The sequence below is a fragment of the Streptomyces sp. H39-C1 genome, from assembly GCF_027158125.1.
Lineage (GTDB): Bacteria > Actinomycetota > Actinomycetes > Streptomycetales > Streptomycetaceae > Actinacidiphila > Actinacidiphila fildesensis.
This window is the reverse complement of the sequence record NZ_JAPVLS010000009.1, coordinates 98,512-113,417: the sequence shown is the minus strand read 5'-3', so window position 1 is coordinate 113,417 and position 14,906 is coordinate 98,512. Positions and strand designations below refer to the sequence as shown.

General features: G+C 72.2%; 12 protein-coding genes. 10 read left to right on the top strand and 2 right to left on the bottom strand.

What is annotated here, in order from left to right; genetic code table 11:
* Nucleotides 1-175: 175 nt before the first annotated feature.
* Nucleotides 176-2,062, top strand: coding sequence for an AMP-dependent synthetase/ligase (locus O3W51_RS08710; protein ID WP_138353161.1), 1,887 nt, complete (start codon nt 176-178; stop codon nt 2,060-2,062).
* A 68-nt stretch (nt 2,063-2,130) separates the two neighbouring features.
* Nucleotides 2,131-3,363, top strand: coding sequence for a radical SAM family heme chaperone HemW (hemW, locus tag O3W51_RS08705; RefSeq protein ID WP_269285032.1), 1,233 nt, complete (start codon nt 2,131-2,133; stop codon nt 3,361-3,363).
* 162 nt (nt 3,364-3,525) lie between these two features.
* Here hemW and O3W51_RS08700 read toward each other — a convergent pair whose 3' ends face one another.
* Together O3W51_RS08700 and O3W51_RS08695 are read right to left on the bottom strand one after the other, a co-directional pair.
* Nucleotides 3,526-4,359 carry a DUF3097 domain-containing protein gene (locus tag O3W51_RS08700; RefSeq protein WP_138353163.1) on the bottom strand — a complete coding sequence of 278 codons (834 nt, stop codon included), beginning with the start codon at nt 4,357-4,359 and terminating at the stop codon, nt 3,526-3,528.
* A gap of 156 nt (nt 4,360-4,515) precedes the next feature.
* Nucleotides 4,516-5,241, bottom strand: a complete 726-nt coding sequence (locus O3W51_RS08695; protein ID WP_138353164.1) for an MBL fold metallo-hydrolase — start codon at nt 5,239-5,241, stop codon at nt 4,516-4,518.
* Between the two features lie 168 nt (nt 5,242-5,409).
* Here O3W51_RS08695 and hrcA point away from each other — a divergent pair, with 168 nt between their 5' ends.
* The 8 genes from hrcA to O3W51_RS08655 all read left to right on the top strand — a co-directional run bounded on the left by hrcA (nt 5,410) and on the right by O3W51_RS08655 (nt 14,819).
* Nucleotides 5,410-6,426, top strand: coding sequence for a heat-inducible transcriptional repressor HrcA (gene hrcA / locus O3W51_RS08690; protein WP_138353257.1), 1,017 nt, complete (start codon nt 5,410-5,412; stop codon nt 6,424-6,426).
* A complete protein-coding gene (dnaJ, locus tag O3W51_RS08685; RefSeq protein ID WP_138353165.1) occupies nt 6,427-7,560 on the top strand; it encodes a molecular chaperone DnaJ in 1,134 nt (377 codons plus the stop codon).
* 139 nt (nt 7,561-7,699) lie between these two features.
* Nucleotides 7,700-8,764, top strand: a complete 1,065-nt coding sequence (locus O3W51_RS08680; RefSeq protein WP_269285029.1) for a nitronate monooxygenase — start codon at nt 7,700-7,702, stop codon at nt 8,762-8,764.
* Complete coding sequence (locus O3W51_RS08675; RefSeq protein ID WP_138353167.1) at nt 8,761-9,510, top strand: 16S rRNA (uracil(1498)-N(3))-methyltransferase; 750 nt, start codon at nt 8,761-8,763, stop codon at nt 9,508-9,510. The genes O3W51_RS08680 and O3W51_RS08675 overlap by 4 nt, the downstream gene beginning before the upstream one ends.
* Before the next feature lie 139 nt (nt 9,511-9,649).
* Nucleotides 9,650-10,114 (top strand): hypothetical protein, encoded by a 465-nt coding sequence (locus O3W51_RS08670; protein ID WP_138353168.1) that lies wholly within the window; start codon nt 9,650-9,652, stop codon nt 10,112-10,114.
* 46 nt (nt 10,115-10,160) lie between these two features.
* Nucleotides 10,161-13,457 (top strand): S41 family peptidase, encoded by a 3,297-nt coding sequence (locus O3W51_RS08665; protein WP_198357384.1) that lies wholly within the window; start codon nt 10,161-10,163, stop codon nt 13,455-13,457.
* A gap of 91 nt (nt 13,458-13,548) precedes the next feature.
* The gene (locus O3W51_RS08660) at nt 13,549-13,908 is read left to right on the top strand and encodes a histidine triad nucleotide-binding protein (protein ID WP_138353170.1); all 360 of its coding nucleotides are present in this window, start codon (nt 13,549-13,551) and stop codon (nt 13,906-13,908) included.
* A 5-nt stretch (nt 13,909-13,913) separates the two neighbouring features.
* Nucleotides 13,914-14,819, top strand: a complete 906-nt coding sequence (locus tag O3W51_RS08655; protein WP_138353171.1) for a ribonuclease Z — start codon at nt 13,914-13,916, stop codon at nt 14,817-14,819.
* Nucleotides 14,820-14,906: the final 87 nt, after the last annotated feature.

The following is a 14,906-nucleotide window of genomic DNA, read 5'->3' as shown; positions in this document are numbered from 1 at the left end:
GGCGCAACCCCCACCTGCGACGCGTCCGAAGCATGTACCTGGCACCTACTCGATTGGTTACGGTTGCAACGAGCGGCCCTGAGCCCCTTACGCGCCGGGCGATGGGCCTCTACTCTGATCGCGACGCAGAGGTTACTGGTGAGTTAACAGAGCAGGCGCGGGCCCGGAGGATGTCGTGACAGAGACACAGACGCTGATCGAGACCCGACCGCCATCCGTGGCGACACTCTTCCTCGAACGGGTGGAGTCGACTCCCGACGCGGAGGCATACCGCTACCCCGTGATCGACGCGGCCGGGGGCCCGGACAGCTGGCGTTCGCTGACCTGGGGCCAGGCCTCGGGACGGGTGTTCGCCATCGCGGCCGGTCTGATGGACCTCGGGATCAGTTCCGAGGAGCGGGTGGCCATCGCCTCCGCGACACGGGTCGAGTGGATCCTCGCCGACCTGGGAGTGCTGTGCGCGGGTGCGGCCACCACGACGATCTACCCCAGCACCAACGCCGACGAGACGGCCTTCATCCTCGCGGACTCCGGCAGCCGGGTGCTGATCGCGGAGGACGCCGTACAGGTCGGCAAGGCCCGCGAGCGGCGCGCCGAGCTTCCGGAGCTGGCCCATGTGGTCGTGATCGACGCCACCGGTGTCGAGGACGCCGACGGCTCCGGTGACGGCTGGGTGCTCTCGCTCGACGAGCTGGAGCGGCGCGGCGCGGCGTTCCTGGAGAAGCACCCCGAGGCGGTCAAGGACGCCGTCGGCGCGATCACCCGCGACCAGCTCGCGACGCTGATCTACACCTCCGGCACCACCGGCCGCCCCAAGGGCGTGCGGCTGCCGCACGACTGCTGGGCCTACATGGCCCGCGCGATCCAGTCGGTCGGCCTGCTCGACGAGAACGACGTCCAGTACCTGTGGCTGCCGCTGGCGCACGTCTTCGGCAAGGTGCTCACCGCCGGCCACATCACCATCGGCCACGTCACCGCCGTGGACGGCCGGGTCGACAAGATCATCACCAATCTGCCGCTGATCCAGCCGACCTACATGGCGGCAGTGCCCAGGATCTTCGAGAAGGTCTACAACGGTGTGGCGGCCAAGGCCCGCGCGGGCGGCGGCGCCAAGTACAAGATCTTCAAGTGGGCGTCGGAAGTGGCCCGCGAGTACGCCAAGGTCACCCAGAACAACCTGCGCCTCACCGGCAAGGCCAGCGCCCCCTTCGGGCTCTCCGCGAAGCACGCCGTGGCCGACAAGCTCGTCTACGCCAAGATCCGCGAGGCGTTCGGCGGCAAGCTGCGCGCCTGCGTCTCCGGCTCCGCCGCGCTGTCGCCCGAGATCGGCTACTTCTTCTCCGGCGTCGGCATCCACATCCTGGAGGGCTACGGGCTCACCGAGTCCAGCGCCGCCAGCTTCGTCAACCCCGGCGAGTCGTACCGCACCGGCACCGTCGGCAAGCCGCTGCCCGGCCTCGAGGTCCGGATCGCGGAGGACGGCGAGATCATGCTGCGCGGCCCCGGCATCATGCAGGGCTACCACGGGCTGCCGGAGAAGACCGCCGAGGTCCTGGAGCCCGACGGCTGGTTCCACACCGGTGACATCGGGGAGCTGTCCGCCGACGGCTTCCTGACGATCACCGACCGCAAGAAGGACATCATCAAGAACTCGAACGGCAAGTACATCGCGCCCGCCGCGGTGGAAGGCCAGTTCAAGGCGGTCTGTCCGTTCGTCAGCAACGTCCTGGTGATCGGCGCGGACCGCAACTTCTGCACCGCGCTGCTCGCCCTGGACGAGCCGACGATCCTCGGCTGGGCCACCGAGAACGGGCTCGAAGGCCGGAGCTACGCCGAGGTCGTCGCCTCCCCGCAGGCCCGCGAGCTGATCGAGGGCTATGTGGCGCGGGTCAACGAGGACCTGCAGCGCTGGCAGCAGATCAAGCAGTTCCGGCTGCTGCCCCGCGACCTCGACGTCGAGCACGGCGACCTGACCCCGAGCCTCAAGCTCAAGCGGCCGGTCGTCGAGCGCGAGTTCCAGTCGCTGATCGACGACATGTACGCGGGATCGCGCGAGGCGTAGCAGGAGCGATGGCGCTCGTCCCCGAGTGAGTGGGACGAGCGCCGCCGCCGGGGGCGGACAATGGGGTCATGCCTTCCGTACTGCCTGATGGTGAGCCGATGCCCGAGGACGGGGCGCTGCCCGCGAGCGCGCTCGCAGGGGCGGGCGCCCGGCCGCTGGGGTTCTATCTGCACGTCCCGTACTGCGCCACCCGCTGCGGCTACTGCGATTTCAACACCTACACCGCGAGCGAGCTGCGCGGCTCCGGCGGGGTGCTCGCCTCGCGCGAGAACTACGCGGACTACCTGATCGACGAGGTCCGGCTCGCCCGCAAGGTGCTCGGCGACGACCCGCGCCAGGTCGAGACCGTCTTCGTCGGCGGCGGCACCCCGACGCTGCTGCCGGCCGCCGACCTGGTCCGGATGCTGGCCGCGATCCGCGCCGAGTTCGGCTTCGCGCCGGGCGCGGAGATCTCCACGGAGGCCAACCCCGAGTCCGTCGACCCGGCCTATCTGGCGGAGCTGCGGGCGGGCGGCTTCAACCGGATCTCGTTCGGTATGCAGAGCGCCAAGCAGCACGTCCTGAAGATCCTGGACCGCAAACACACCCCGGGCCGGCCGGAGGCCTGCGTCGCGGAGGCGCGCGCCGCCGGCTTCGAGCACGTCAACCTGGACCTGATCTACGGCACACCGGGCGAGTCGGACGACGACTGGCGGGCCTCGCTGGACGCGGCGATCGGCGCCGGACCCGACCACGTCTCCGCCTACGCCCTGATCGTCGAGGAGGGCACCCAGCTGGCGCGGCGGATCCGCCGCGGCGAGGTGCCGATGACCGACGACGACGTGCACGCCGACCGGTACCTGACCGCCGTCGCGCGGCTCGCCGCGGCCGGATTCCACGGGTACGAGGTGTCGCACTGGGCGACCACCGAAGCGGGCCGCTGCCGGCACAACGAGCTGTACTGGACCGGCGCCGACTGGTGGGGCGCGGGCCCCGGCGCGCACAGCCACGTCGGTGGCGTGCGGTGGTGGAACGTCAAGCATCCGGGCGCGTACGCGCAGGCGCTGGCCGAGGGGCGCAGCCCTGGCGCGGGACGGGAAGTGCTCGCGGACGAGGACCGGCGCGTCGAGCGGATCCTGCTGGAGTTGCGGCTTGCGGCGGGGTGCCCGCTGGGGTTGCTGGCGCCGGCGGGGGCGGCGGCCGCCGCGAAGGCGGTAACGGACGGTCTCCTGGAGGCCGGTCCTTACGCCGACGGGCGGGCCGTTCTGACGCTGCGGGGGCGGCTGCTCGCCGACGCGGTGGTGCGGGACCTGGTCGACTGAGCGGGTGGGGGTGGGCGTGGGGGCCCTGCGGGGCTGTTCCCCGACCCCGCCCCTTCCCGAAACCGGGGGCAAGCCCCCGGGCCCCCTTGTCCTCAAACGCCGGACGGGCTGGACGGGGCCGTGGCGCACGGGCTGGATGGGGTGCCGCGTGGGCAGGCCGGCTCAGGGGGCGGTGACGAAGTCGATCAGTTCTTCCACGCGGCCCAGTAGTGCCGGTTCCACGTCCTTGTACGTGTGGACCGACGCCAGGATCCGCTGCCAGGCCTCGCCCGTGGTCTCACGCCAGCCCAGTGCCTCGCAGACGCCGGTCTTCCAGTCCTGGCCGCGTGGTACCGAGGGCCAGGCGGGGATGCCGACGGAGGACGGCTTCACGGCCTCCCAGACATCGATGTAGGGGTGGCCGACGACGAGTACGTCGTCGATGCCGGAGACCTGGCTCGCGAGCCGGGACTCCTTGGAGCCGGGCACCAGGTGGTCGACGAGGACGCCGAGGCGTGCGTCCGGGCCGGGGGAGAACGCGGCGACGATCGCCGGCAGGTCGTCGATGCCCTCCAGGTACTCGACGACGATGCCCTCGACGCGCAGGTCGTGGCCCCAGACCCGCTCGACCAGCTCCGCGTCGTGCCGGCCCTCCACGTAGATCCGCCCGGCCCGTGCCACCCGCGCGCGGGCGCCCTGCACCGCGATCGAGCCCGACGCGGACAGCAGCGGGCCGCGCTGCGCCCCGGGGCCGCCGGTGCGGGGGCGGACGAGGGTGACGGGTTTGCCGTCGAGCAGGAAGCCGCGCGGCTCCATCGGGAAGACCCGGTGCTTGCCGAAGCGGTCCTCCAGCGTCAAGGTCAGGCCCTCCGCCGTCTTCTCGCAGCGGATCACCGCCCCGCAGAATCCCGTCGAGACCTCCTCCACCACCAGATCCGGCTCCGCCGCCACCTCGGGCGCGGGCACGCTCTTCTTCCAGGGAGGGGTGAGGTCGGGACCGTACTCTCTGCTGCGCATGGGGGCCATTCTGCTCAGGTGCTGGCGCGGACGTGGGCTTGCTGGGGGTACGGGGGTTATCACCCGGGAGATCGCAGCCAGGGAGGGGTGAGGTCGGGACCGTATTCTCTGCTGCGCATGGGCGGATCGTATCGAGGACAGCGTCCTGGGCGGGGACTACGACGCGGTGAACCGGGCCGTCAGGGCGTCGCGTTGGGCGCGGACGAAGCGGGCGTCCACGGCGGCGCCGTGGCCGGGGACGTACACGGCGGTCCCGCCGCCCACCGCCAGCAGCCGGTCGAGGGTGGCGGGCCAGGCGGCCGGGACGGCGTCGGGGCCCGCCTGTGGTTCGCCGGACTCCTCGACGAGGTCGCCGCAGAACACGACGGCGGGCGTTCCGGGCACGTACACGGCCAGGTCGTGGGTGGTGTGGCCGGTGCCGGGGTGGAAGAGCCGGGCGGTGCGGCCGCCGCCGAGGTCGAGTTCGTAGCCGTCGTCGACGAGCCGGTCGGGGCGCACCAGGACGTCCGCCGCCTCGGCTGCCGCCGAGGGGTCGACGCCGTGCGTGACCGCGTCCTCGCGGAGCGCGTCGCGCCCGCGTTCCAGCCGGCCGTCGAGTGCCCGGTGCCCGTACACCCGCACTCCGGAGAAGGCGGCGGTGCCGAAGACATGGTCGAAGTGGCCGTGGGTAAGAGCGATGTGCGTCACAGGGCGGCCGGTCAGTTCCCGCACCTGCAGCCGTAGTCGAGCGCCTTCGGCGAGGGTGGAGCCGGTGTCGATGAGCAGCACGCCCTCGTCACCGACGACCAGGCCGATCGTGACGTCGAGGAAGGGAAGACGGCGGCGGGCGACGCCGGGAGCCAGGTGCTCCCAGCCGTCGGCGCCGGACTCTGCGGTATCCACCCTGTGACGCTATCGCCGGGGGACCCTCCCCGCGCGCTACCGTTGCGACCCTTGCCGGGGCCTTGCTACTCCGCCGTACACTGACTGCGGGTGATGCTGGCACTCGTATCGGATGAGTGCCAGGCCACGGCAGTGCTGGTGCGGGATCTACGGCTGGAGGTGTGCGCGATGCTCAGCGAACGCAGACTCGAAGTACTGCGCGCCATCGTCCAGGACTATGTGGGCACGGAGGAGCCGGTCGGCTCCAAGGCGCTCACCGAGCGCCATGGCCTGGGCGTCTCGCCGGCCACGGTGCGCAATGACATGGCGGCGCTGGAGGACGAGGGCTACATCCACCAGCCCCACACCAGCGCGGGCCGGATCCCGACGGACAAGGGCTACCGGTTGTTCGTCGACAAGCTGGCCGGGGTGAAGCCGCTCACGTCCGCCGAGCGGCGCGCGATCCAGAACTTCCTGGACGGCGCGGTGGACCTCGACGACGTGGTGGGCCGCACCGTACGGCTGCTCGCGCAGCTCACCCGGCAGGTCGCCGTCGTCCAGTACCCGTCGCTCACCCGCTCCTCGGTGCGGCACGTCGAGCTCCTGGCGCTGGCCCCGGCCCGGATCATGCTGGTCCTCATCACCGACACCGGACGCGTCGAGCAGCGGCTCATCGACTGCCCGGCGCCGATGAGCGACACGCTGCTCGCCGATGTGCGGGCCCGGCTGAACGCCCGGGTGGTGGGCCGCCGGTTCGCGGACGTCCCGCCGCTGGTGGCGGATCTGCCGGACGGCTTCGAGTACGACGACCGGCCGTCGGTGTCGATCCTGCTGGCGACGCTGCTGGAGACGCTCGTCGAGGAGACCGAGGAGCGCATCATGCTCGGCGGCGCGGCGAACCTGACGCGCTTCAACCACGACTTCCCGCTGACGATCCGGCCGGTGATGGAAGCCCTTGAGGAGCAGATGGTGCTCCTCAAGCTCCTCGGTGAGGCCAACGACTCGGGCATGACCGTGCGGATCGGGCATGAGAATTTTCACGAGGGCTTGAATTCCACATCCGTTGTGGCGGTCGGCTACGGTTCGGGCGACGAGGCAGTCGCCAAACTCGGTGTGGTCGGACCGACCCGCATGGACTACCCCGGAACGATGGGAGCGGTACGCGCAGTGGCACGTTACGTCGGACAGATCCTGGCGGAGTCGTAGGTGGCCACGGACTATTACGCGGTCCTTGGCGTGCGCCGTGACGCCGGACAGGACGAGATCAAGAAGGCCTTCCGCCGCCTCGCGCGCGAGTTGCATCCGGATGTGAATCCGGATCCGAAGACCCAGGAGCGCTTCAAGGAGATCAACGCCGCGTACGAGGTGCTCTCGGACCCGGCGAAGAAGCAGGTCTACGACCTGGGCGGCGACCCTCTGTCGTCCTCCGGCGGCGGTGGCGCGGGCGGCTTCGGAGCCGGTTTCGGCAACTTCAGCGACATCATGGACGCCTTCTTCGGGCAGTCCCAGCAGCGCGGTCCGCGGTCGCGGACCCGGCGCGGCCAGGACGCCATGATCCGGCTGGAGATCGAGCTGGACGAGGCGGCCTTCGGCACCACCAAGGACCTCCAGGTCGACACGGCGGTGACGTGCGGCACCTGCTCCGGCGAGGGCGCTGCGCCCGGCACGGCGGCGCAGACCTGCGACATGTGCCGCGGCCGCGGTGAGGTCTCGCAGGTCACCCGGTCCTTCCTGGGCCAGGTCATGACCTCGCGGCCGTGCCCGCAGTGCCAGGGCTTCGGCACCGTGGTGCCGACCCCGTGCCCGGAGTGCGCGGGCGACGGCCGGGTCAGGTCCCGCCGTACGCTCACCGTCAAGATCCCGGCGGGCGTCGACAACGGCACCCGCATCCAGCTGGCGGGCGAGGGCGAGGTCGGCCCCGGCGGCGGCCCCGCCGGCGACCTGTACGTGGAGATCCGGGAGCTTCCGCACCCGACCTTCCAGCGGCGCGGCGACGATCTGCACTGCACGGTCACCATCCCGATGACGGCGGCGTCCCTGGGCACGAAGTGCCCGCTGGAGACGCTCGACGGCATGGAGGAGATCGACGTCCGGCCCGGTACCCAGTCCGGCCAGTCGATCCCGCTGCACCAGCGCGGGGTGACCCATCTGCGGGGCGGCGGCCGGGGTGACCTGATCGTGCACGTCGAGGTCATCACGCCCAACAAGCTCGACGCCGCGCAGGAGGACCTGCTGCGGCAACTGGCCAAGTTGCGTGGCGAGGAGCGGCCGACCGGTCACTTCCAGCCCGGCCAGCAGGGGCTGTTCTCCCGGTTGAAGGACGCTTTCAACGGCCGCTGAGACCGCCGCCGGCGTCCAGCGGGGCGCCGGCTCCTCCAGCGGGGCGCCGGCTCCGACCGTCCCCCAGCCTCCGGCCGGGGGTGCCCCCATGGGGCGGGCCTGACCTGTTCGGGCCCGCCCGGCGTGAAACGATGGGCGTATGTCCGCGTTGACCGATCTCTCGTCGTTCTCGGCGTTCCCGATCATCCAGGCGCCGATGGCCGGCGGCGGGTCCACCCCGCGGCTCGCCGCGGCCGTGAGTGATGCCGGCGGCCTGGGATTCCTCGCCGCCGGGTACAAGACGCCGGAAGCGATGTACGAGGAGATCCGGCAGCTGCGCGACCTGACGTCGAACCCCTTCGGCGTGAATCTCTTCACGCCGCAGCCCGACACCGCCGACCGGTCCGCCGTCGAGGTCTACGCCGAGCAGCTCGCGGGCGAGGCCGCCTGGTACTCCACGCCGCTCGGCGACCCCGAATCGGGGCAGGACGACGCCTACGACGCCAAGGTCGCGATACTGCTGGACAATCCGGTCCCCGTCGTCAGCTTCACGTTCGGCTGCCCGGACCGGCCGGTCTTCGACGCGTTCGCGAAGGCCGGGACGTACACCGTGGTCACCGTCACCACACCCGGTGAGGCGCTCGCCGCCCAGTGGGCGGGTGCCGACGCGGTGTGCGTCCAGGGGACGGAGGCGGGCGGCCACCAGGGCACCCACCGGGACGATCCGGAGCTGGACCACGCGGGGTTCGGGCTGCTGTCGCTCGTCCCACAGGTCCGCGACGCCGTCCAGCTGCCCGTCATCGCGACGGGCGGGCTGATGCGCGGCAACCAGATCGCGGCCGTTCTGGCGGTGGGCGCGGACGCCGCGCAGCTGGGCACCGCCTTCCTCGTCTGTCCCGAGTCCGGGGCCAACGCGCTGCACAAGCGCGCCGTCACCGACCCGGTCTACGCGCGCACCGAGGTCACCCGGGCGTTCTCCGGGCGGCCGGCGCGCGGGCTGGTCAACCGCTTCATGCGGGAGCACGGGCCGTACGCGCCCGCGGGCTATCCGCAGATCCACCATCTGACCGCGGGCATCCGCAAGGCCGCAGCGGCGGCCGGAGATCCACAGGCGATGGCGCTGTGGGCGGGGCAGGGACACCGGCTGGCCCGTGACCTGCCGGCGGGCGAACTCGTCGCCGTGCTCATGGAAGAACTCAACGCAGCACGGAAGGCTTTCGGATGACCGCGCCGGTATTCATCGTCGAACCCGGGCAGTTGCGGGACGGGTCGCAGGGCGGCCGGATCGTGCTGTCCGGTGCCGAGGGGCGGCACGCGGTGTCCGTGCGGCGGCTCGCGGTCGGCGAGGAGATCGTCCTGACGGACGGCGAGGGTGTCGGAGCGTACGGCGTGGTCGCCTCCGTCGAGGGCAAGGACCGGCTGGAGGTCGCCGTCTCCGAGCTGCGCACCGAACCGGCGCCGGCGCCGCGGATCACCGTCGTCCAGGCGCTGCCGAAGGGCGACCGCGGTGAGCTGGCCGTCGAGACGATGACGGAGACCGGTGTCGACGCGATCGTGCCGTGGGCGGCGTCCCGGTGCATCACGCAGTGGCGCGGCGACCGGGGTGCCAAGGCGCTCGCGAAGTGGCGTTCCACGGCACGCGAGGCCGCGAAGCAGTCGCGTCGGCTGCGGTTCCCCGAGGTCACCGAATTGATGACGACCCGGCAGCTGGCGGGTCTGCTCGGCGGGGCGGCCTTCGCCGCCGTCCTGCACGAGGAGGGCTCCGCGCCGCTGGCCGACGCCGCGCTGCCGTCCGAGGGCGACATCGTGCTCGTCGTCGGCCCGGAGGGCGGGGTCTCGCCCGACGAGCTCGCCGCCTTCGCCGCCGCCGGGGCCAAGCCGTACCGGCTGGGCGCGACCGTGCTGCGGACCTCCACCGCCGGGGTCGCCGCGACCGCGCTGCTCCTCGGGCGCACCGGCCGCTGGTCCTGACCGGTCCGGTCGACGGGATCGAAGGACGCTCGAAGAACGCCGAAGACTGCCGGATGTGTGGCGAAATCCCGGTCCCGTAAGGGGCGTTCTACGTCGTGTGGGCGATGTGCGCCGCGCAGGACGGCGGGACCCTGCCGGTATGAAGCGTTTACAGCAGTGGGGAGTGGCCGGAGGCCTCGCACTGGCCGCGTTCGGCGGAGTGGTGGCGTGCGATCCGGCGAGTGGGATGACCGCCTCGGCGGTGTCGATCACCACGGACCAGCTGGGCACCCGAGCCCTGAAGGACCACGGGATCAATGTGCAGTGGATGTCGTGCCACGCCTCCGTGGACGGCGCCACGACCGCCTCCGGCACGGCGAGCCCCCGGGCGTCCGGCGCACCGGTCAAGGGCGTCGCGTCCGTGGACTGCCAGGGCGAGACCACCGACAAGCAGAAGATCACCGTCACCGGCCGGGTGACCGAGCAACTCGACGGCCGCTGTGTGCGCGGCAGGCTTACCGCGCAGGTCGGCAAGCGTACGGTCTTCGACGTGAACGGACTGGGCGACTGCTCGGCGACGTCCGGCCCGTCCGGCAAAACCTCCGCCGCATCCGCCAGAAGCTGAAGACAAAGCGCTCGTTCGCGTCCTCGATCATGGTTAATGTGGCGGAGTGACACAGCCTTCGTACCTCCGGTATCCGCATGTAAACGGTGAGTTGGTCGCTTTTGTCGCCGAGGACGACGTCTGGGTGGCGCCGCTCGACGGCGGGCGTGCCTGGCGCGTCAGCGCCGACAACATGCCGGTCGACCATCCGCGCATCTCGCCGGACGGAACGACGGTCGCCTGGACCTCCACCCGCGACGGAGCGCCCGAGGTGCACGTGGCACCCGTCGACGGCGGCCCGTCACGGCGGCTGACGCACTGGGGCAGCGCGAAGACCTCGGTGCGCGGCTGGACGCCGGACGGCGAGGTCGTCGCGATCAGCACGCAGGGCCAGCCCTCGCTGCGCCGCACCTGGGCTCGGGCGCTGCCGCTGGACGGCGGCCCCGCGCGCACGCTGCCGTACGGACCGGTCGGCGATCTGGCCTACGGGCCCGGGGGCGCGGTGCTGCTGCAGTCGGCGACGATGGGCCGCGAGGCCGCGGCCTGGAAGCGCTACCGGGGCGGCACGGCGGGCAAGCTGTGGATCGACCTGACGGGCGGCGGCGACTTCGAGCGGCTGCACGCGGACCTCGACGGCAACCTCGAATCCCCGCTCTGGGTCGGCGAGCGAAGCGAGATGCGGGTACCCCCGGCCGAAGGTCGGGGGCGCGTTGCGTTCCTCTCCGACCACGAAGGCACCGGCGCGCTCTACTCCAGCCTCCCGGACGGCTCGGACCTGCGCCGGCACACCCCCCTCGACGGCTTCTACGCCCGGCAGGCCGCGACCGACGGCACCCGCGTCGTCTACAGCTCCGCCGGTGAACTCCACCTGCTCGACGACCTCGAGTCGGCCACGCCGCGCCCGCTCGCGGTCCGCCTCGGCGGCCAGCGCACCGACCTGCAGCCGCACCCGGTCCGCGCTTCGCACCACCTCGGGGACGCCCGCCCCGACCACACCGGACGCGGCAGCGCCGTCGAGGTCCGCGGCACCACCCACTGGGTCACCCACCGGGGCGGCCCGGCGCGCGCGCTCGCCGCGGAGCCGGGGGTTCGGACGCGGCTGCCGCGCACCTTCGGCGGCGAGGGCGACCAGCAGGTCGTCTGGGTCACCGACGCGGAGGGCGAGGACGCCCTCGAACTCTCCCCTGCGGCCGGTCTGGCGCCCGGCGTCGCGCCCCGCCGGCTGGCGGCCGGCCGCCTCGGCCGCGTCCTGGAGCTCGAGGTGTCGCCGGACGGGCACCGGATCGCCGTCGCCTCGCACGACGGCCGGGTGCTGCTCGTCGAGACGCAGACCGGCGAGGTGCGCGAGGTCGCGGCCAGCGACGCGGGCGATGTGACCGGTCTGGCGTTCTCGCCGGACTCGGCCTGGCTCGCCTGGTCGCACCCGGGCCCCGACCCGCTGCGCCAGCTCAGGATCGCCGCGACGTCGGACCTGTCCGTCGCCGACGCGACCCCGCTGCGCTTCAACGACTACGCGCCCGCGTTCACCCCGGACGGAAAGCACCTCGCGTTCCTGTCCGAGCGGGCCTTCGACCCGGTCTACGACGCCCATGTCTTCGACCTGTCCTTCCCCAACGCCTGCCGCCCGCACCTGATCACGCTGGCCGCCACCACCCCGTCGCCCTTCGGCCCGCAGCGGCACGGCCGCCCGGTCGAGGAGCCGGACGACGAGGCCAAGGACGACAAGTCCGAGGGCGACGGCGACAGCGCGGGCAAGGACGGCCGGGGGACCGACGGCGAGGACCGCCCCCGGGTCCCGGCCACCCGCGTCGACTTCGAGGGCATCGCCGACCGCATCGTCGCGTTCCCCGTCGAAGCCGGCCGCTACACCTCGCTGACCGCCGCCAAGAACGGCCTGCTGTGGCTGCGCCACCCGCTGGTCGGCACCCTCGGCACCGCCCTGGCCACGCCCGAGGCGCAGCCGCCCGGCAGCGTCCTGGAGCGCTACGACCTCAAGCAGCTGCGCGTCGAGGAACTCGCCGACGACGCCGAGGACTTCGCGGTCACCGGTGACGGCACCAAGGTGCTGCTGGCCGCGAACGGCCGGCTGCGCGTCGTACCCGCCGACAGCAAGTCGTCGGACGACGACGACTCGGACGCGAACATCACCGTCGACCTGTCGCGGATCCGGGTGACCGTACGGCCGCAGGACGAGTGGCGGCAGATGTACGCCGAGGCGCACCGGCTGATGCGCGACAACTTCTGGCGTGCCGACATGAGCGGCGTCGACTGGAACGCGGTCGGCGAGCGCTACAAGCCCGTCCTGGAGCGTGCCGCCACCCATGACGACCTCATGGACCTGATGTGGGAGGTGCAGGGGGAACTCGGCACCTCGCACGCCTACGTCACCCCGCCCGGCGGCCACCGGGACGCACTGACCCGGCAGGGCCTGCTCGGCGCGGACATCGCCCGCGCGGAGGACGGCCGCTGGCAGTTCGTCCGGGTGCTGCCCGGCGAGTCCTCGGACCCGCAGGCCCGCTCCCCGCTCGCCGCACCCGGGGTCGCGGTGCGCGCCGGCGACAGCCTGCTGGCGGTCGACGGACACGCCGTCGACCCGGTCGCCGGCCCCGGCCCGCTGCTGACCGGCACGGCGGGCAAGCCCGTCGAGCTGACCGTCGCCCCGGCGGACGGCGGCCCGGTCCGGTACGTCGTGGTCGTACCGCTCGCCGACGAGGAGCCGCTGCGGTACCACGACTGGGTCGCGGGCCGCCGGGCCCACGTCCACGAGCGCTCCGGGGGCCGGCTCGGCTATCTGCACGTCCCGGACATGGTCGGCTTCGGCTGGGCGCAGCTGCACCGCGATCTGCGGGTCGAGGTCGCCCGCGAGGGCCTGGTCGTGGACGTCCGCGAGAACCGCGGCGGGCACACGTCGCAGCTCGTCATCGAGAAGCTCGCGCGCCGCATCGTCGGCTGGGACCTTCCGCGCGGCCTGCGCCCGCAGAGCTACCCGCTGGACGCGCCGCGCGGGCCGGTCGTCGCCGTCGCCAACGAGTTCTCCGGCTCGGACGGGGACATCGTCAACGCCGCCATCAAGGCCCTGAACATCGGCCCGGTCGTCGGCACCCGCACCTGGGGCGGCGTGGTCGGCATCGACAGCCGGTACGACCTGGTGGACGGCACGGCCGTCACCCAGCCCAAGTACGCCTTCTGGCTCGAGGGCTACGGCTGGGACGTCGAGAACCACGGCGTCGACCCGGACGTCGAGGTGCTGCAGCGCCCGCAGGACTGGGCCGCGGGCACCGACCCGCAGCTCGACACCGCCGTCGACCTGGCCCTGGCGTCCCTCGCGGAGCACCCGGCCAAGACACCGCCGCCCATGCCGTAGGGCCCGTCCTGACCGTGCCGGGCGGGGCCCGGCCGATACGATGCGCCTTTCGACGACCAACGTTGCAACGAGCGAAGAGGGAGAAGCACCCGTGGCGGGAGAACCTCAGGCGGACTGCCTGTTCTGCAAGATCGCGGCCGGGGACATCCCGGCGACGATCGTCCGCGAGACCGACACGACGGTGGCGTTCCGCGACATCAATCCGCAGGCCCCCACGCATGTGCTGGTGATCCCCAAGGTGCACTACGCGGACGCCGCCGCGCTCGCGGCCGGCGACCCGCAGGCCGCCGTCGACGTGCTGCGCGAGGCGGGCGAGGTGGCGGCGGCGGAGAAGACCGTCGACCGCGGCTACCGGATCGTCTTCAACACCGGTGCGGGCGCCGGCCAGACCGTGTTCCACGCGCACGCGCATGTCCTCGGTGGGCGCGGCCTTGAGTGGCCCCCCGGATAACCGCCTTGTCCATCCGTGAATTCGTGGTGCTCGGCACCGCCAGCCAGGTCCCCACCCGGCTCCGCAACCACAACGGCTATCTGCTGCGCTGGGACAGCGAGGGCATCCTCTTCGACCCGGGGGAGGGCACCCAGCGCCAGATGCTGCTGGCGGGCGTCGCCGCGCACGACCTGACCCGGATCTGCGTCACGCACTTCCACGGTGACCACTCGCTCGGCCTGGCCGGGGTGATCCAGCGGATCAACCTGGACCGCGTCCCGCACCCGATCGCGGCCCACTACCCCGCGAGCGGGCAGCACTTCTTCGAGCGGCTGCGCTACTCGACGGCCTACCGCGAGACGGCCGTCATCACCGAGGAGCCGGTCGCCGCGGACGGCGTGCTGGCCACCACGGAGGCCTTCACCCTGTCCGCGGCCAAGCTCTCGCACCCCGTGGAGAGTTACGGCTACCGCCTCGTCGAACCCGACGGCCGCCGTCTGATCCCCGCGCGCCTCGCCGCACACGGCATCACCGGCCCGGACGTGGGCCGGCTGCAGCGCGACGGGGTGCTCGACGGGGTGACCCTCGACGAGGTGAGCGAGGTCCGTACCGGACAGCGTTTCGCGTTCATCATGGACACCCGCCTCTGCGACGGCGTTCACGCCCTCGCCGAGGGCTGCGATCTCCTCGTCATCGAGTCCACGTTCCTCAACGAGGACGAACACCTCGCCCGTGACCACGGCCACCTCACCGCGGGCCAGGCCGCCCAGGTGGCCGCAGAAGCCGGCGTCCGCCACCTCGTCCTCACCCACTTCTCCCAGCGCTACACCGACCCCGCCCTCTTCGGCCGCCAGGCCCGCGAGGCCGGTTTCGAGGGTGAACTGACCGTGGCGGAGGACCTGATGCGCGTCCCGGTGCCGAAGCGCCGCTGAATGCCGCTCCCTTGATGCTTCGTTGCTGCCCCTTTGGCGCTGCGTTGATACCCTGCTTCGATCTTGCCCAAGACTTGTACAAGTCTT